The organism is Salibacter halophilus, assembly GCF_008806325.1.
Lineage (GTDB): Bacteria > Bacteroidota > Bacteroidia > Flavobacteriales_G > Salibacteraceae > Salibacter > Salibacter halophilus.
The window spans coordinates 71,808-90,509 of sequence record NZ_WACR01000008.1; the positions used below are offsets into that span (position 1 = coordinate 71,808).

At 40.2% G+C, this 18,702-nt stretch carries 17 protein-coding genes and 1 tRNA gene; 12 read left to right on the forward strand and 6 right to left on the reverse strand.

Annotation, left to right across the window (positions count from 1 at the left end; all coding sequences use genetic code 11):
* The 7 genes from F3059_RS10055 (at position 1) to tsaB (ending at position 5,348) form a co-directional block, all read left to right on the forward strand.
* On the forward strand, positions 1-354 hold the full coding sequence (locus F3059_RS10055) for a cytochrome C oxidase subunit IV family protein (protein WP_151168818.1): 354 nt from the start codon (positions 1-3) through the stop codon (positions 352-354).
* Between the two features lie 33 nt (positions 355-387).
* Entirely contained in the window at positions 388-1,065 is a 678-nt protein-coding gene (locus F3059_RS10060) for a hypothetical protein (RefSeq protein WP_151168820.1), read from the forward strand.
* A complete protein-coding gene (locus F3059_RS10065; RefSeq protein WP_151168822.1) occupies positions 1,052-1,567 on the forward strand; it encodes a DUF420 domain-containing protein in 516 nt (171 codons plus the stop codon). Before F3059_RS10060 ends, F3059_RS10065 begins: the two co-directional genes overlap by 14 nt.
* 1 nt (position 1,568) lies before the next feature.
* Positions 1,569-1,805, forward strand: coding sequence for a hypothetical protein (locus tag F3059_RS10070; RefSeq protein WP_151168825.1), 237 nt, complete (start codon positions 1,569-1,571; stop codon positions 1,803-1,805).
* Between the two features lie 113 nt (positions 1,806-1,918).
* Positions 1,919-3,346 (forward strand): TolC family protein, encoded by a 1,428-nt coding sequence (locus F3059_RS10075; protein ID WP_151168826.1) that lies wholly within the window; start codon positions 1,919-1,921, stop codon positions 3,344-3,346.
* Entirely contained in the window at positions 3,346-4,671 is a 1,326-nt protein-coding gene (locus F3059_RS10080) for an efflux RND transporter periplasmic adaptor subunit (protein WP_151168828.1), read from the forward strand. Before F3059_RS10075 ends, F3059_RS10080 begins: the two co-directional genes overlap by 1 nt.
* Positions 4,668-5,348, forward strand: coding sequence for a tRNA (adenosine(37)-N6)-threonylcarbamoyltransferase complex dimerization subunit type 1 TsaB (gene tsaB, locus F3059_RS10085; RefSeq protein ID WP_151168830.1), 681 nt, complete (start codon positions 4,668-4,670; stop codon positions 5,346-5,348). The genes F3059_RS10080 and tsaB overlap by 4 nt, the downstream gene beginning before the upstream one ends.
* Here tsaB and F3059_RS10090 read toward each other — a convergent pair.
* Both F3059_RS10090 and F3059_RS10095 read right to left on the reverse strand, forming a co-directional pair.
* Positions 5,345-6,193, reverse strand: coding sequence for a hypothetical protein (locus tag F3059_RS10090; protein ID WP_170265149.1), 849 nt, complete (start codon positions 6,191-6,193; stop codon positions 5,345-5,347). The two genes, tsaB and F3059_RS10090, sit on opposite strands and share 4 nt — an antisense overlap.
* The gene (locus F3059_RS10095; RefSeq protein WP_151168834.1) at positions 6,190-8,208 is read right to left on the reverse strand and encodes a thioredoxin domain-containing protein; all 2,019 of its coding nucleotides are present in this window, start codon (positions 8,206-8,208) and stop codon (positions 6,190-6,192) included. Before F3059_RS10095 ends, F3059_RS10090 begins: the two co-directional genes overlap by 4 nt.
* An 86-nt stretch (positions 8,209-8,294) precedes the next feature.
* Between F3059_RS10095 and F3059_RS10100 the strand changes: the two genes are divergently transcribed.
* Positions 8,295-9,713, forward strand: a complete 1,419-nt coding sequence (locus F3059_RS10100; RefSeq protein WP_151168836.1) for a zinc-dependent peptidase — start codon at positions 8,295-8,297, stop codon at positions 9,711-9,713.
* A 20-nt stretch (positions 9,714-9,733) separates the two neighbouring features.
* Positions 9,734-10,309 (forward strand): hypothetical protein, encoded by a 576-nt coding sequence (locus tag F3059_RS10105; RefSeq protein WP_151168839.1) that lies wholly within the window; start codon positions 9,734-9,736, stop codon positions 10,307-10,309.
* Here the strand turns inward: F3059_RS10105 and F3059_RS10110 are convergent.
* Positions 10,297-10,788, reverse strand: a complete 492-nt coding sequence (locus F3059_RS10110; RefSeq protein WP_151168841.1) for an NDR1/HIN1-like protein — start codon at positions 10,786-10,788, stop codon at positions 10,297-10,299. The two genes, F3059_RS10105 and F3059_RS10110, sit on opposite strands and share 13 nt — an antisense overlap.
* On the reverse strand, positions 10,789-12,177 hold the full coding sequence (locus tag F3059_RS10115) for a dipeptidase (RefSeq protein WP_151168843.1): 1,389 nt from the start codon (positions 12,175-12,177) through the stop codon (positions 10,789-10,791).
* 57 nt (positions 12,178-12,234) lie between these two features.
* Here F3059_RS10115 and F3059_RS10120 point away from each other — a divergent pair, with 57 nt between their 5' ends.
* Positions 12,235-15,417, forward strand: coding sequence for a choice-of-anchor L domain-containing protein (locus F3059_RS10120; RefSeq protein WP_151168845.1), 3,183 nt, complete (start codon positions 12,235-12,237; stop codon positions 15,415-15,417).
* Between the two features lies 1 nt (position 15,418).
* Here F3059_RS10120 and F3059_RS10125 read toward each other — a convergent pair whose 3' ends face one another.
* Positions 15,419-16,387 carry a sensor histidine kinase gene (locus F3059_RS10125; protein WP_151168847.1) on the reverse strand — a complete coding sequence of 323 codons (969 nt, stop codon included), beginning with the start codon at positions 16,385-16,387 and terminating at the stop codon, positions 15,419-15,421.
* A gap of 118 nt (positions 16,388-16,505) precedes the next feature.
* Positions 16,506-16,578: transfer RNA gene (locus F3059_RS10130), tRNA-Phe, on the reverse strand.
* An 85-nt stretch (positions 16,579-16,663) separates the two neighbouring features.
* Between F3059_RS10130 and F3059_RS10135 the strand changes: the two genes are divergently transcribed.
* Positions 16,664-17,386: a type III pantothenate kinase gene (locus F3059_RS10135; RefSeq protein ID WP_151168849.1), complete on the forward strand. Its 723-nt coding sequence runs from the start codon at positions 16,664-16,666 to the stop codon at positions 17,384-17,386.
* A gap of 112 nt (positions 17,387-17,498) precedes the next feature.
* Positions 17,499-18,695 (forward strand): porin family protein, encoded by a 1,197-nt coding sequence (locus tag F3059_RS10140; protein ID WP_151168851.1) that lies wholly within the window; start codon positions 17,499-17,501, stop codon positions 18,693-18,695.
* Positions 18,696-18,702: the final 7 nt, after the last annotated feature.

Here is an 18,702-nt window from a genome sequence, read left to right on the forward strand (position 1 = left end):
ATGGAAAGAGATGATGTTATAGAATATTCCCTTGATAATCACCACAGCGAAGAAGAAGGGAAAAAGATTCGCAAAAATATTTACATGGTGACAATCATTTTGTCTGTTGTCACTATTGTTGAGGTTCTAATGGGAGTTCTTTTACCAAAGGCTGCTCTGGGAATGAATTCAACTGCATGGGAGATGGTCAAGTTAGGATATGTAATCTTAACGCTTCTCAAAGCGGGGTATATCGTTGTGATCTTTATGCACCTCGGTGATGAAAGAAAGTCGCTCAAGTGGACAATCTTAGCACCTTACGCTTTGTTCATACTCTACTTGCTTTACATTCTATTTGTAGAAGCTAGCGCTTAAAACATTTTTCAACTTTAAACTCGTTAGAGTTATATGTCTCGTAAAACCAAGCAGGGTCTTATTTTATTAGCTATTCTAGTGATGCCCTCGCTTTTTTACGTGATACTATCTTCTGGTGAGCACGATATTGGCGGTATGCCGTATTATGGCCCCAGAGAAGCTGATCAATCAAGGGAGATAAAAAAGGGAGTTCCTGACACGAATTATTACGTTCTTCCATCTTTTCCAGAAAGTGAAATCGCTAATGGGAAATCATTTGACTGGTCATCAATCAATGGTCAAATCAAAGTAATTTCATTCGTTCATCCTGATGAAGAAGGTTTCAGAGTGATGGAGCAAATGCAAACTGTATTTGAGCGTTTTAGCGACAAAGAACAGGTTGATCTTTTGACATTCTATTTGGGTGAAACACTTAACGACTCTACAGTCAACGCTTTGCGTAAGGGGTATTCACCTAACAATAAAAACTGGCGATTATTAAAATCACAAAACGCTAAAACTTTTGCGTTTGAAAAGTTGTTAATTGATTCTGAATCAAACCTGGAAATAGATTGGTTTAATACCATTGTTCTGGTTGATCAAAATAACCATATTAGGGGTTATTATGATGGATTACAATATGTTGAAACCAAGGCATTAATGGATGGCATTAAGTCTTTGAGATTTGTGGAGTACAGGCCTGTAAAATCGGAAGAGGATGAAGGAAAATAAGAATGTAGTTAGGTTTATCTGGATCTTTACAATCATCGTTTACGCACTCGTTATCATCTTGCATGAACTACCTCAGGCAGATTATGAGCCGGCTTTTGTGAGTTTCCTCCCGATGGTAAACGCTATCATTAACGGAACCTGTTTCGTATTGCTAATCGCTGCACTCATAGCGATTAAAAGGAAGAATATAGCACTCCACAAAGCTTTTAACACTACGGCCATGGCTCTGAGTGTTATTTTCTTACTCTCTTATGTCACCAACCATTATTTTTCAGGCGATACAAAGTATGCCGGAGAATACAATACGCTATTTTACTTTATTCTCATTACCCACATAGCACTTGCCGGAATATCGTTACCCTTTATTCTGCTCGCTTATTATCGAGGTTTAACGGGTAATATTCAACGCCATAAACGACTGGTGAGATTCACCTATCCTATTTGGCTCTATGTAACTTTAACCGGTGTTTTGGTGTATGTATTCTTAGCTCCATTTTACTGAGATGAAAAAAGTAGTTCCATTTATCATTCTTTTAGTTTTAGCGCTGTTTTGGTCAGAGCCGAACTTAGCTCAATGCTCTATGTGCCGCGCAGTTGTGGAGAATAACGAAAGCAATATTGGCCAGGGGCTCAATAATGGAATTCTCTATTTGATGGGCTTTCCTTATATCATGATTATGGCTGTTGGAATACTTCTTTTCAGGAAGTTTTCTAAAGATTACAAACAAGTGGCAGCATAAATAGCTATCCCTTCTATCAGGAATATTTACCTGTAACATTTTCATAGCGCAATTCCCCAAAAAAACGTTCGGGAAAGTGAAAGGCTATTTACATTTGTCATAAATAGCTTAACATGAAAAGAACTGTCCTGATTTTACTTTTCTCGTCAATTTCATTTTTGACGTTTAGTCAGCAAGAAGAAAAAGTTTGGACTCTACGCCAGTGTATCGATTACGCCATTGAGAATAATCTCCAGGTAGAGCAGAGTAGGCTAAATGTGAAGTCGAATGAGCAGGGTCAGCTCAATGCTTACGGAGACCTTTTGCCAAGTGTTAACGGTCAGGCTTCTCATTCCTATAACTACGGACAAACAATTGACCCATACACCAACACTTTTGCTAACGACTGGACCCAATCTAACAATTTTAGAATTGGTGCTAACTGGACGCTCTTCAACGGGATGCGAAACATCAATAACGTCAAGAAAAATCAGCTTGATGTGATGGCGAGTAAGCAAGCACTTGAAACAGCCGAGAATGAAATTTCACTCCAGGTCACGAGCGCATTTATGGATGTATTGTTCAATCGGGAACAACTTAAAGTTGCTCAGTCTCAACTGGAAATCACCAGAGAACAAACTGAGCGAACCAGGAAACTCTACAATGCAGGAAGTGTAGCCCAGGGAGAATTGCTCAACATAGAGGCCCAGTTAGCCCAGGAAGAAGTCAATAAAATTAACCGGGAAAACAACTTGAATCTGGCAGTTTTAAGCTTGAAACAGTTGTTGCGCATTTCATCGTCAGAACCTTTTGAAATTGTCTCTCCCGAATCATTCAATGCCGATCAACTCCAAATGCCTAATCAGTCACAATCGATTATTGAAACGGCTCTGAACAACTACCCGAGTATTCAACAGAGAGAAACTGAAGTGCAAAGTGCTGAGATGCAAATCTCATTGGCTAAAGGAATGTTGAGTCCAACCATTTCACTAGCTGGCGGACTCGCAACGGGTTATTCAGGTTTGCGTACTGAAGTTGTTTCTGTACAGCCATCAGGGACCAGAGAAATCGGGTATGTGAGCGGTACAAACCAACAGGTTGTGACACAAACATTTAATCAGCAATTGAGAGATGTTCCGTTTTTTGATCAGTTGGATAACAACCTCAATCGAAATATCGGTTTCTCGATGTCGATTCCAATTTTCAATAATTTCTCAACGCTTACATCGATAAACCAGGCTGAGATTCAGCGAGACATAGCAAACACAAGACTCAAGCAGGAAAGACAAACTATAACGCAGGATATTGAACGAGCTTATGCTGATGCAATGGCTTCATTTAAACGTTACCAGGCGTCTAAGAAAAGCGTTCAGTCTCTTGAAACGGCTTTTGATTATTCTGAAAAGAGGTTTGATGTAGGAATGATCAATGCAGTAGATTACAACACCGCAAAAAATAACCTTATACAAGCTAAGGCTGATCTTTTGCGAGCAAAATACGAATACCTGTTCAGGTTGAAAGTCCTCGACTTTTACCAGGGGAATCAAATAGCATTTGAATAATGAAAAAGAAAAAATACTGGATAATTGGCGGTATCATTCTAATCGTGCTGATTGTTATAGCTGTTTGGAAAAGCCAAAACACAGATGACAGCAAACCGGTTCTTTCTGAAGAAGCTAAGGTGCGCAACATTATCGAGAAAGTATCGGCAAACGGAAAAATACAACCCGAAAAGAGCGTTGACATTTCTCCTGAAGTTCCAGGTGAAATTATCGAGCTACCGATAAACGAAGGACAAAAAGTCAAAAAAGGTGATTTGCTCGCTAAGATCAACCCTGATATTTACATAGCCGCTGTCAACAGGGCTGAGGCCTCTTTGAATTCTTCTCTTGCTAATGCGGCAAATTCACGAGCAAGACTGGAGCAAGCTAAAGCCAGGCTTATAAATACCGAGAATATTTACAACAGACAAAAGAAATTGTTTGATGATGGTGTGATCTCTCAGCAGGAATTCGATCAAACGAAAGCTGATTACGATATTGCAGTTGCTGAGAAAAACGCAGCGCAGGAATCGCTTCAGGCTGCTAACTTCAACGCGAAGAGTGCTGAGGCAAGTGTAAAAGAAGCGCGTGATAATCTCGAGCGCACAACTATCAAAGCTCCTATTGACGGAACAGTAGCCGGCTTACAGGTTGAAGAAGGTGAACGTGTTGTTGGAACAGCTCAAATGTCAGGAACGAAGATGATGTTAGTTGCGGATCTGACTGAAATGGAAGTGAATGTTGAAGTGAATGAGAGCGATATCGTTCGTGTGAAACTTGGAGATGAAGCAGAAATTGAAGTTGATGCTTACACAAACCGTACGTTTAAAGGAGTGGTAACTGAAATTTCAAATGCTAGTAGCGAATCGGCAGCCTCAAACGGAAGCCAGCTCACTGTTTTTGAAGTGAAAGTGCGTATTTTGCGTGATTCATACAGCGATTTAGTTGACCAGGAAAATCCGCATTTGTCACCTTTCAGACCCGGAATGAATGCATCAGTTGAGATTTTCACTGATAAGGCCGAAGACGTTTTGGCTGTTCCAATTCAGGCGGTAACGGTAAGACCCGACTCGTCAACAGAAGTGAGAAAAACATACGAGCTCAAGCTGGATGAAGTAGATGAAGATAAACTTAGGGAATGTGTTTTTCTTATCGAAGAAGGAAAAGCAGTTAAGAAGTTTGTTGAGACCGGGATTCAGGATAACAAGTTCATCGAGATAAAGAGCGGACTCGAAGAAGGTCAAACAGTGATCACAGGACCGTATTCTCTTATATCCAAAGAACTCACTGATGGCGATGCTGTATCGACTAAATCTAAAATGGAGGTTTACAAGAAAGAAGAATGATACAACTCCTGAATATTGACACAGCTACAGAGATTTGTTCTGTCTCGCTTTCAAGAAATGAGCAGGTCGTTTGCTATCGCGACCTCGGTGAAGGTTATTCCCATGCAGAAAAACTCGGGGATCTGATCAATGAGGTTTTAGAAGAGGAAAACCTCAATTATTCTGATCTGAATGCCATTGCAGTCAATATTGGTCCGGGTTCTTATACTGGGCTTAGAATTGGTGTTAGCACAGTGAAAGGATTGGCTTATGCTTTGAAACTCCCTGTGATTGGAATCAACTCTTTAGAAGCACTTGCCAATCATCCTCATTTACAGGCTTCACCTGACGATTTAATTGTTCCCATGATCGATGCCAGGAGAATGGAGGTCTACACAGCAACTTATCAAAATGGTAAGCGCATCGATGGTTTGAGATCATTGGTGCTAGAGGAGACTTCATTAGATCATTTAGGACATAAAACGATTCATATTTTGGGTAATGGAGCTGCTAAAACCAAAGAGCTTTTTTCTGCTAAAGAAAACGTGATTGTTCATTCTGACTTACTATCAACCTCTCGCGGAATCGTACTTCCAGCAGTGCGCAAGTACAAAGAGAAAACATTTGAGGATACAGCTTATTTCGAACCTTACTACCTCAAAGAATTTGTGGCCGGAAAACCGAAAAAGCGGTTTTAATAAAAAGTGTAATCGAACTCGATTATTGTAATCCTATTTGTGGATTCTTCCTTAGATATTCGAGCATCGAGAATCCCTTTTTTGTATAAATATTCATGATGACGAACTAATTCACCATTTTCAAATACTTCAATCTGATCGATTTTTTTATTTTCGTAAATAAACTGATATTTAGTGGTTTTAGTCTCGCCTAATTGACTTGTTTCGGTTACGCTCAGAACCTCAATCCGCGAATTTTGATACTCCCAATTGTATTCGATGCGTTTTTTTGATGCGTAGTAGTCTTTGATGTAGAGAATGAGATCTCCGTTTTTATTGCGTTTTTTCAAAACGCGGTAAACGCGATTTCCCATGTCATCATAGGAAATTTGCTGAAGCGTTTTGTCGTCATACTTTTTGTTCGTGAAGGAATACTGTTCAGGTTCGTAGTAATATTTTGCCGGGCGAGTGATGAACGCCTTATCAACTTTATTGCGAGTGTATTGGTATTGATAAATATACGGGCCAAAAAGATCGACCTCGCGTTTTTTGATCAACTGGCTGCGATCGTTGTACTCAAGGTCAATTCTGATACTGTCAGATGAACGCCATCTTTTAGAACGAAAGGTTTTTAAATTTCCATCCCGGTAAAACTTAAAGTACAGCGATTCACCGGTTTGCTTGATCGGATAGTATTCGTCCTTTTGTGAGATTTTAGCCCTAATCGTTTTGATATCATGAGAAGCGATAAACTGCGGATCGAAATTTTCAAATCGATCAGAGTGGGGAAGTGAATCCCATTGCATCTGGATCTGACCATGACACGTAAAAGCTGAAAACCACAATACAGCAATTGCCGTAATCAACCGATTTGCTCGAGCGCTTCTTCTACTTTTTCTACTGGTAATTTGCATGTGAAATCGCGGCAAACATAGATGAATGACTTGCCTTCTACAAGTCGATCGCGCAATAAAGGTAGATCAGATTTCTCTTCACTTCCTGTAATAAGGCAATTTGGTAAAAAGTGCTGAGTAATTTTTTTCCTCAGTTCGTGACTTTTTTCTCCTGTTATGGCAATCTCATTGAATGGGAAAACGAATTGAGTCATCAATAATGCCCAGTTGCTGTAAGCTCCGCCATATTTCACAACTTCGTTTTGAACATTGTTGAGCATTGTTTCTGCCATTGTTCGGTAAATACCGTTATCGAGCAGTTTGCCGAGCTTGTAGAGGTTGTGTGCCATTGTGGAGTTTCCGGCCGGAATCACATTATCCTGTGTTTCCATTTTTTGAACAACCAGATTGTTTTGATTAGAATCGTTCACGTAAAACATGCCGGTCTCTTTGTTTTGAAAATTCCTCAAAGCATATTGTGTAAGCGATTTTGCGTGATGTAACCACTTTTCTTCAAATGTGGCTTCATGCAGTTTGATGAACGCTTCAATAGTAAAAGCGTAATCCTCCAAATAACCTACAATGCGTGATTTTCCGTTTTTGTAACTGTGCCACAAACTGTCGTCATCATTCATTTGGTTGAGCAAAAACGTGCTATTTTTCAGAGCCAGATCCAGAAAATGTTTTTCGTCAAAAGCGGTATAAGCATCCACCAGTCCTGATGTCGTCATCGCATTCCATGAAGTCAATGATTTATCATCAAGGCCGGGCTTTTCGCGTTTTTCTCTTTCAGCCAATAGCTTTTCGTTCAGATCCGTTGCCTTTTGCTGAACTTCGTTGAGTGTAATGCCTTGTTCATTTGCAAAGTCCTGGTCAGATCCAGCTCTCAGCAAAATAAAGTTTCCATCCTCCCAGTGCCCGCGTTCATTGATGTTGTAGTACGTTTTGGCAAATTCAAATTCATCAGCAGACAACAGCTTTTTTATTTCAACTTCAGTCCAGATGTAATATTTTCCTTCCTCACCTTCGCTATCGGCATCGAGGGCAGAGTAGAAGGCTCCACTTTTTGTATCAAACATTTCGAGTTCGAGGAAATCGACCGTTTGATAAATGACTTTTTTGAAATCCGGATTTTGAAAACTGAGCCAGGCTTTAGAGAAAAGACTCAATAATTGTCCATTATCGTAGAGCATCTTTTCAAAATGCGGAACTTTCCATGTTTCATCTACCGAATAGCGGGCAAACCCTCCGCCCACCTGATCGTATATTCCGCCCTGGGCCATTTTGCTCAGCGTATTGTGAACGTGTTTTTTGAGTTCGTTGTCACTTGCCAGTTCTGCATAATGCAAAAAGAATTGGTAGTTGATCGGCATCGGGAATTTTGGAGCTTGTTTTTCTCCTCCCCAAACCGGGTCAAATTTAGCTCGCCAACGCTGAACCATCGCCTCAATAGATTCTTTGTGGAATAGGGGGTCGGCAGGATTCATTTCAACCATCCCCGCAGCTTTAACTCCCTGGGTCAGCTTAGTGGCAAATTCTTCGAGTTGCTCACGGTTCTGACCGAATTCACTTGCAACTTTATTGAGTACATTGATCCAGTGTTCTTTGGGAAAGTAAGTTCCTCCGTAAAACGGACGTGAATCGGGGAGGGCAAAGCAATTCAGCGGCCAGCCTCCCTGTCCGCTCACCAACTGAACAGCATCCATGTAGAGGTGATCCACATCAGGGTGTTCCTCACGATCTACTTTCACGCAAATGAAGTTGTCGTTCATGACTTTGGCTACCTGCTCATCCTCAAATGACTCGTGTTCCATGACATGACACCAGTGACAACTCGAGTAACCGATACTGATGAGCAACGGTTTGTTTTCCTTTTTGGCCAACTCGAGCGTTTCGTCATTCCACGATTTCCAGTTGACCGGGTTGTGAGCGTGTTGAAGTAAATACGGACTACTTTCGTTGATGAGATCATTTGTGTGCTTTGCCATGCTTTTCTTTTTTGCGTTCGTTGGCTGAGGTAGACTTTACGCGAAAATAGGTATATTAGGTTCCTTATTTTAAGAGCCCTTTAACTATGGTTTATGCCATCTTTTTGATTTACATGATTTTAATGGTTTTCCTCTTTGATCATGTGGGAATTCATATCCGCATAAGGAATCTTTTCAAACGGGGAATGGGGCAAGAAAAAGCAAACTTTGAGTTGACAAAGGATAATATTGCTAGAGCAGATTCTATCCTGAATAAACATATGGAGTTTTATCAAAACCTTAGCAAACAGGGAAAGGAGAGATTCCTAAAGCGACTTGTTGAGGTAGAAAGGACCAAGTCTTTTTACGGGAAGGACGGTCTTGAGATTACATCAGAGGTTATCGTGCTTTTGTGTGGATCGATTGTTCAACTCACCTGGGGACTCGATGAGTTCAGGTTGCCTTCTTTTAAATACATTTTTGTGTATCATGATATTTTTTACCAGCGGCTTATTAGGAAGAACGTAAAAGGCTGCGCTATTAAAACCGGATATGTGATGCTTTCCTGGCGTCATGTAAAGGAAGGCTATGCAGATGAAAATGATAAACTGAATTTAGCCTTGCATGAGTTCGCTCATGCTTTAAAATTAGAAGCTCTTCATCGAGATGAGCATGATCAGCGTTTTTATCTCTACATTCCGCATTGGCTAAGAATTGCGGAGAAATCCAGGGAAAAGATGCTCCGTTCAGATGATTCTTTCCTGCGAAAATACGCTGAAGTGAACGGGCATGAGTTTTTTGCTGTGAGCGTTGAGCACTTTTTTGAAGATCCTAAAGGCTTTTATAAGCACATGCCCAATACATTTAACCGGCTTGTTGTTTTGTTAAGGGTGAATCCGCTCGATTCAGAAAATGATTTCCAGCGAGTTTACGAGTATGTGGCCGATGAAAATAAAAATGACGAAACGCTGAAAATCCCTTATCTTAAAAATGCGAAACCAGTTCATATATCTACTTTGACAGGATATTACGGACAGGATAATATATTGATTTTAGGTATTATCCTTGGTGTTCCGGCATTAGTCGTCACTAACTATAATTCTGAATTCCGGTTTTTGGATGTTATTGAACTAATTTTGATAGCAGTAGTCTTAATTGGAGCCTGGGTCATCTACAGGACAGGGAGCACCTTTAGGATGAAAAGCCTTTTTTCTATGATTTCAGTTGGAGGCGGGTTACTTGCAACAGCCATTTTCTTTGTCCTGAACATGTCGTATACACTCGAAAAACAAGATGTTATTTTTAAAGTGGCTGAAAAAGAGTACGATGTTAAAACAAGAGATTATGATATAACTCTGGAATCTGAGGTGACAAAACCGATGCATGTACAGATGACACCGCGTGAATTTAAGAATTACACGAGATATACTGATAGGTACATAGCTCTAGAAGTAGAGCTTGGCTTGTTTGGTGTGAAGAGTCACTCTTCAGTTTTTAAACCAGTGAGAATTAAACAGAAAAAATAAAAACTTGTTACTAAAGTACTTTGAGAGAAATTCAAAAACATAAACACAAGAAAGCCAGCTTTCAAAACAAACCCATTGAAGATCAAATTCGAAATGGCGATTGGCACTGGTCGCACACATTGATGTTAGTTGGTTTATTTATTGGGTTTGGAGCCGTTATTTGGTTAGCAAATCAAACCATTATTACGCTTTGGGAAATCTCTCGCTATTTGTTGTTCGCATGTTGTTTTTTGCTCGTAATTCCTTACAGGATTTACCGGGATAAACTTTACCTTGAGCGACTGGAAGTTATTCTGGTAAATGTGCTTGGTGTTGGTCCGCTATTGATTGCTCTTCTGCTCACGGTAAATTTTTTGGTTCTGACCGAGCGAAAAGTTGTCACATATGAGGTTGAAAAAGTAAATGTGTTGAGATCAGGTTTTTCATCTGGTAATGTGAGGCTGGAATACAAAAACGGAGGGATGGATGATCTACTCAGTTTACGCACTTTTGATGTCAATAATTACCCCAAAGCACTTCATGCTAAAACGGTGACCTATAAAATGGGACACGGAATACTGGGCTACGATGTTGTTCGTGATATTCAGTTCAACTGAAACTTGCTCAAGTCTACTTTCTCCTTGTGTTCAACCGGAAAACTCTTTTTGAGAAACAGGCAGCATTTACCTGTCACTTCACCTTTAACACCAACTTCAATTCCGCCCGTTAAAGCAGCCAGGAACATACCGCCCAGTTGTTCGGTTATCGCTTCCTTCAATGTTGTTTTAAGATGAACAGTAAGAGTTTGTTTACTATCGCCCTCAATTTTCAAATTTTGATCGAGTTGAGTATTACCCAATTCATTGCCATTGAGTGAAATGTCAAGGTCAGATCCGTTTATCGTGAAACTCGATCTATTGGGGTTCATCACTGTTAGATCCAGTGAAAAGTAGAGCTCACTTTCTTTCAGATCCTTGATCTTGAAGTTTTCTACTTTTTGGACTTCAACTTCTTCGAACTTCATGCAACCCAAAGTTGCAACGCTGATAATGAGCATTGCAACTATGAGTTTTATGTTTGAATGGATTGGTTTCATCTACTTTTTCAGTTTGCTGTACTGATCGTAAAAGTGGACAATTGTTTCAATTCCGCGGTTGAAGTTCCAGACTCCGTAATTTTCATTCGGACTGTGAATTGCATCGGAGTTGAGTCCAAAACCGAGTAAAATACTTTTCATTTTGAGCGTTTCTTCAAACAGCGCAACAATTGGAATAGACCCACCGGATCTCAGTGGGATTGGCGTTTTGTTAAACGTTTGTTCCATCGCTTTTGAGGCGGCTTCGTATTCTACCATATCGATTGGAGAAACATAAGGTGTGCCACCGTGAAGGTAATTGACATCTACTGTGACGTAATCAGGAGCGATGTTGTTGAGGTGCTCACCGATCAGTTTCGTTATTTTCTCTGGAGATTGATTTGGTACGAGGCGCATTGATATTTTAGCATGAGCTTCTGACGGGATAATCGTTTTGGCACCCGGCTTGGTGTAACCGCCCCAAATTCCGTTGATGTCGAGTGTGGGTCTGATCGATTGCCTCTCCAAAGTAGAATATCCTTTTTCGCCCCATACTTCTTTAATGCCGAGTTCTTTTTTGTACTCTTCAAGATCAAACGGAGCGGCAGCCATGGCATCTCGTTCTTCCTTTGGTAAATCCTGAACATCATTATAGAATCCGGGAATCGTGATGTGGTTGTTTTCATCGTGTAAATCAGCGATGATACGTGATAGAATGTTGATCGGATTGGCAACTGCCCCGCCATATAGCCCTGAGTGCAGGTCACGGTTCGGACCAGTAACTTTTACTTCTACATAGCTCATTCCTCTCAATCCGGTAGTAATGGAAGGGTTTTCTTTGCTGAGCATAGAAGTGTCTGATATCAAAATGACATCTCCGCTAAGTTTTTCTTTGTTGGCATTGAGGAATTCCGGTAAACTCGGAGACCCTACTTCTTCCTCACCTTCAATCATGAATTTGACATTGCAGGGCAATTCGTCATTCTGGATCATTGCCTCAAGCGCCTTTACGTGCATGAACATTTGCCCTTTGTCATCGCATGCTCCGCGGGCGTAAATAGCTCCCTCAGGGTGCGTTTCCGTTTTTTTGATTACCGGCTCAAATGGATCGGTGTCCCAGAGTTCAACCGGATCTGCGGGCTGAACATCGTAATGTCCGTAAACCACGACAGTCGGTTTAGCCGGATCGATGATCTTTTCTGCATAAACCACGGGATGTCCTTTGGTTTCACATATTTCAGCTTTGTCGACACCGGCTTTTTCCAGGCTGTTTTTCACAGCTTTAGCAGCCGATATCACATCATTTTTGTAATTTTCGTCCGTACTTACGCTCGGAATGCGTAACAAATCGAATAATTCGTTTAAAAAACGGTCCTTGTTTTGAGAAATATAACTTAACGTATTGTTCATAGAGGCAACCTTTTGAAATACAAACGTCTTATTTTTTTGAGAGATATAGGAGAAATTATGAGAAGAATATTAGGACTTATACTTATTGTTTTTTGTGCGAACTTATCATTTGCACAAATGAACTTCTCTACTAACCCACCATATAATACTGTCAATCACTTGATCAATAATGTGTTTAGTGATGGTTCTGTTCAAATCACAAATATTGATTCTGTAGGTGTGTCATCACAATTTGGTTATTTTTCAAATGGTATGGGAGCCGTTGGTATAGATAGTGGAGTTGTTATGGCGACAGATGCTATTGGCGGATTTGGAATATGCAATTCATGTGGTGGCCCAGCGGCACCAAATCCTCCTGCAACAGCTCCAGGTTTTCCCTGGATGGCAGGTAATCTTGTTCAAACTTCGACAAGTGTTCCTGCACTTATAGGTGAAAGTTTTACCGGTGCTCAGTCAATTAATAATCGGGCAGCCATTTCTTTTGATTTTATTCCACAACAGGATACAATGCGGTTTGAATTTGTGTTTGCATCGAGTGAGTGGGACAGTTGGCCATGTTCAATATTCAATGATGTATTTGGTTTTTATGTAGCCGGTCCTGGTATTACCGGTCCATACAATGCACCTCCCGGATTTGCAAATGCTCAAAATTTCGCACTAGTTCCTGGGACTAATATTCCGATAACAATATCTTCAATAACAAGTCCAACAGCTCCAGGTGGATGCTCACAATCTCATAATAGCCAGTATTATGTTAATGGTGTTGGTAATACGAGTTTAAATGCCAAAACAACTGTTTTGGAAATTGTATTTCCAGTGCAAAGGTGTCAAACTTATAATTTTACCATGGCTATAGCTAATGGTTCAGATCAGGCACTGCAGTCAGCTGTTTTCATGGCAGGGAATAGTTTTGGGACAACTTCTCCTTTTACTGCCAGTATTGAACCTTCTTATACTGAACTAGGAGGAGATTCAGTGTTGTACGAAGGATGTGGGGGAGGAGATTTAACTTTTACAAGAAATGATTCTGCTTTATTAGCTGATTCTATTCCTTTAATTATTTCAGGTTCTGCTATAAATGGAGTTGATTACTCAACACTTCCTGATACAGCTTACTTTGCTCAGGGGCAAGATAGTTTGACATTGCCGTTTGATGTCTTCAATGATGGAATAATTGAAGGTGATGAAACTTTGAAAATATTCATCAACGATACTACTGTTCAACTTGGATGTTCAAGTGTAACAGGTGATACTTTGGAGTTGATTATCAGGGATCCTGTTGATTTAAACAGAGAGTCTATTACCAATGATACAATTATTTGTACAGATCAAAATATACCTGTCGAATTTCAACCTGATACAGGTTTGTTCCCATTGACATATCAATGGAGCAACGGAGATACGAACAGTTCATTTGTGGTCCCTTCCATTATTCAGGACACGAACTTTATCGTCACCGTGACAGATGCCTGTGGAATTGATACACTCATTGATACCGCACGAGTCATTGTCGATAATCCGCCCACTTCTATTGAAACTCCAGGAGATACAATTGATTGTGAATCGCCAGGGGCACAGGTTAACGTGATTACTTATGATTCTATGCCAGGTTTGCAATACAACTGGAGCACGAATCAAACTACTACAAGTTTTTATCAAAACAACCCGTACATCACGACAAACTACGTGGTTACTGTAACGCAGAATTGTGCTAACTACTTCCTCACAGATACTTTTACATTGTTTGTCGATAATCCTCCTTTTACACTGGAAACACAGGATGACACAATCAATTGTACTGATCCACCTGTTACGATTGGACCTGAAGTGAGTTATACAACTCCCAACTTCTCGTTCCAGTGGGGGAATGGTTCACAGGACTCTTCCATTACGGTTCAGCCAGTAAGTTCAACGACTTATGTTGTTTCTGTAACTGATGCTTGCGGAGTTAGGACTGTAGTCGATTCAATAACTGTTTATGTAGATAATGATCCGATTATTACTTCAACTGAAAACGAATTGATCAACTGTGTTGGCGACTCTGCTGATATGGAAATTCAAATACAAGGTGGTTATCCTCCTTACAGTGTTCAATGGAGCTCAGGTGGAACAGACTCTATCGAAACTGTTGCGGGAAATTTAGGTACGCAAACATACACGGTGAGCGTGACTGATATTTGTCAGATCGATACCGTTACAGAACAGGTGAATGTAGTTGTTCGTCAATACGAAGATCTTCAAATTGCTCCGCTACAAAATGAAACACTCCTTTGTAAAGGCGATCAATTTGAAGTTGGACCTGCTCAGGTTCTTGGTGGTTCCGGAGATAATGTCGTTTCCTGGAACAACTGGGATGATGAAACCAATCTTGCCTGGGGAGTAACAGATACGAATATTACTTTCACTGTCAGAGCCGCAGACCTCTGTAATCTGGACTCTGCTCAAACTACTGTTCGGGTTATCGTACCGGATTATGATCCAATGGATCTGACCACTACAAATGATACTTTTATTTGTCCTTCAGATGAGGTAACAATTGGAGCACTGGCTTCAGGCGGAGCTGAAAGTGAAGGGTATGAATACAGCTGGGGCAATGGCAAAACAGGGAGTCAAATCCTGGTAAGCCCAAATCAGAGTCGCACTTACTACGTAACAGCAACTGATGTATGTGGTCATAAGGCTTATGCTGAGGTTTTTGTAGAGTCATCAATTCCAACAGCCGATTTTGATTTTGAATTCATCGATCCGTTTAACGTGATGTTCGAGAATAAATCAACACAGGCCGATTCATTCTACTGGAACTTTGGTGATGGAAACACTGATACCTTTATCGATCCAATGCATCAGTATGAAAATGATGTTACTCATAATGTGACACTGAAAGCAATCAATCAGTATGGCTGTTTTGATACTGTTACCAAAGAACTCAACCCACCGTTGGTTGCTTTTATACCCAATGCTTTTACACCTAATGGTGATGGTCTTAATGATGTGTTTGAGTTGAATGGTGGCGGAATTCGATCAGGAGAAAGTATACAAAAATTCAGCATTGTCATTTTCGATAGATGGGGAACTGAAATATTCTCGTCAAATGATCCCAACTTTAAATGGGATGGAATAGATCAAAACAACGGTAAAAAAGTTGGAATTGGCGTTTACCCATTCAAATTGACGATTGAAGGATACGGAACACAAAAAATTGAGATGAACGGATCTATAACAATCCCCAGCGTAGATTAGATCACTCACTCAGTTTAAAATAAACTGTAAAAGCCGTTTCGCCTCGTGAGGTTGAAGCGGCTTTTATTTTTCCGCCCATTGCATCGGTGAAAAACTTCACAAGGAATAATCCCAATCCGGTTCCTTTACTGTTTCTAGTGTTTTCATCGCCCAATCTGTAAAATTTTTCGAAAATCTGATTGAGTTCTTTTTCGGGAATCGTTGTCCCTTTATTTTTTACGGTCAGAGCCACACTTTGAGCTTGCTCTTCAACCACTATCTCTACAGGTTCGCTTGTCGTGCCGTATTTGAGTGCATTTTCGTAGAGGTTGGTGAAAATAGATTGAATAGCCGTAAGGTCAGCATCGATGAAAATATTATTGTTGATTTTCTTTTCAACTTTGTGAGTATCCTGAGGATGGTTCTCAATTAACTGCTCAATTGTCCTTGATAGATTGATGCGTTCAATTTTAAATTGGAATGAATTATCTTCCAGTTTTGCAGCGAGCAGAATGTTGTTTACGAGTTTAGACTGTCTTTCGACATCTAGTAAGGCTTTACTAAGGAGGTTTTCTTTTTTCTCTTCAGGAATGGATTGGCGTTTTAAAAGTGTTTGGAGGTAGAGCTTTATAGATGCGAGAGGGGAGTTCAATTCGTGCGTCACACTCAACAAGAAATTCTGTTGTTGACGAGCCAGCGAAAATTCGCGCATAAACGACTTTTTAACCTGGTAAAAACCGATAAAAAGAAGCGTGAGAAAAACAGATCCTTCGCCAATAACCATCAGGAGTTTTTTGTGGAGTGCATTGTCAAATTCTGAAAGGTCACTTTGGCTCGATTCGTCTTTCATGACAGCTACCTCTTTTTTGAGATCAGTAATTTCAACATTCATTTCAAAAATGAGATAAGCCCACCATCCAAATTGCAGGAATACATAAAAGACGAGCGCGTAAAAAACAATTAACGGTTTTGGGTTCTTACTCTTCTTCATGCCTGCAATTTAGCGTTTATGTATGCAAAGCTGAATAAAAAGTGACGAAAAGGTATAATGAAGGAGATTTTAAAAAGGGGTGTAAAAAACAAAAGCCCCATGATTGGGGCTTTTGAAGTGGTGCCAGCTGGAATCGAACCAGCGACACACGGATTTTCAGTCCGTTGCTCTACCAACTGAGCTATGGCACCGTTTTTAAATCGGGCGACAAAGCTAATAAAATATTCATAACACCAACTCCTTTTCAATTAAAATTACCTTTGCGCCATTAAAATTATGCAGCTCACATTTGACATAGGAAACTCGCGTATAAAATTCGGAGTGTTTAAAGACTCTAAGCTTATTGAATCTGGGGTTGTGGAAAAGGTTTCGCAATTAGATGATTACGCCTCTAGTTGGCGTGCGGCCGGAGTTTCCAAAGGGATTTATTCAAGTGTTGGTAAGCCGGAGGTGGAAAAGGATCTGACCAATAAACTCAGTTTCATCCAGCTGATGAAACTCACTCACGATACATCATTACCCATCAAACTCGATTATGAAACACCCAAAACTTTAGGAATTGACAGAATAGCTGTTAGTGTTGGTGGTTTTTCAGGCAATGTTGATACAATGGTGATTGATGCGGGGAGTTGTATCACCTACGATATTGTATCGAGGGATGGCTATTATAGAGGTGGAGCCATAACACCTGGAATAAAAATGCGATTGAAGGCAATGCATCATTTTACTGCACGTTTACCATTATTGGATGATTTGGTTGATGTGAGTTTTCCCTCAAAGTCTACAGGTGATTGTATGCAGTTGGGAGGAGTCACCTCAGTAGAGCATGAAATGAAGGGATTTATCGCTGAGTTTAACAAGATTTATAATAATGGTCGTGTTTTACTGACAGGTGGAGACACTGTTTACTTGGCTGAAGGATTAAAAAATCACATTTTTGCTGACAATTTTTTGCAACTGAAAGGATTAAACGAAATACTGAACTATCAAAGCAAGTAAATACATACTCCTGCTATTAGCGTTATTTGGTCTTTTTGAGGCCAGTGCCCAGTCTAAACCAAATTCCCCGTACACCATCTTTGGTTTGGGAACCCCTGTTAAGGAGGGCTTTGTGAACAATTTCGCAATGGGCGGAGTTAATCGCTACATGTTTGATAACTATATTATCAATCCTTACAACCCGGCAACATATGCTCATCTTGAATCTACAACATTCGATATGGGACTTCATTATGTGAGATTCAATACTGACGGAGAAAATGCTTCTCAAACAACAGATAATGCCGGATTACGCTATTTTGGCCTCGGTTTTCCAATCGCAGATCGCTGGGGTTGGGCAATGGGAATGGTTCCACACACTGAGGTTGGTTACGAGTTTACCCGAATTGCACAGGTTGATGGTATGAACTCTACATCGACATATAGCGGTGAAGGAGGTCTCAATAAAGTGTATGGAGGATTGGGCTTTGAAGCAATTAAAGACACGAATACAACATTGAGTATTGGTGCTAACTTCCTTTATTTTTTCGGTCCGACCCAATCGATGACTCGTGTTTCATACGATGACGGAGGTGCAGGAACTTACTCATCAGTAATTGAAGAAGGTCTCAATGCATCTGATGTGAATTTTGATTTAGGTGTACACTTTAGACAGGATCTGACCAAAGCACTAGCCAAAAAACGATCTAAGCGAATTTATTTCAATTTTGGCGCTTCAGGAATGATGCCAACTACACTTAAAACAAGGAGAAGAACAGAGGCTTACAGCTCTTTTTCAACTCCAAAAGATTTCGTTCGTAACAGAGAAGATACAATTGGCATGACACTTCCTTTTGAAGCTGGAGGTGGCTTCTCATTTGAGTTCGTGGATATAAACAAGAAAAGCAGATTTATTTTAGGGGCTAACTTAGAATATACAAACTGGAGTGAATTTGCAGTAGATGACAGAAATGCAGGATTAAATGATTCCTACACAGCTTCGCTTGGAATGCAATACAACCCTAATGAAAGAGCCATAAGAGGATTGTTGGAAATCATGCGCTACAGGGCTGGTTTGCGCTATACATCAACTCATATCAATCTTAATAATGAGTCAGTTACCGATTATGGCATGAGTTTTGGACTTTCAATACCGTTGATCGCCTCAAAGTCGATTACCTCAACATCTACGACAATTAATTTAGGTGCTGAGTTCGGAATTAGAGGTGATAACGCAATTATAAGTGAGCAATACTCGAAATTTATTTTTGGAGTATCGCTAACCCCAAGTTTTTGGGACGAATGGTTTAAAAGAAAGAAAATTGATTAATTAAAAT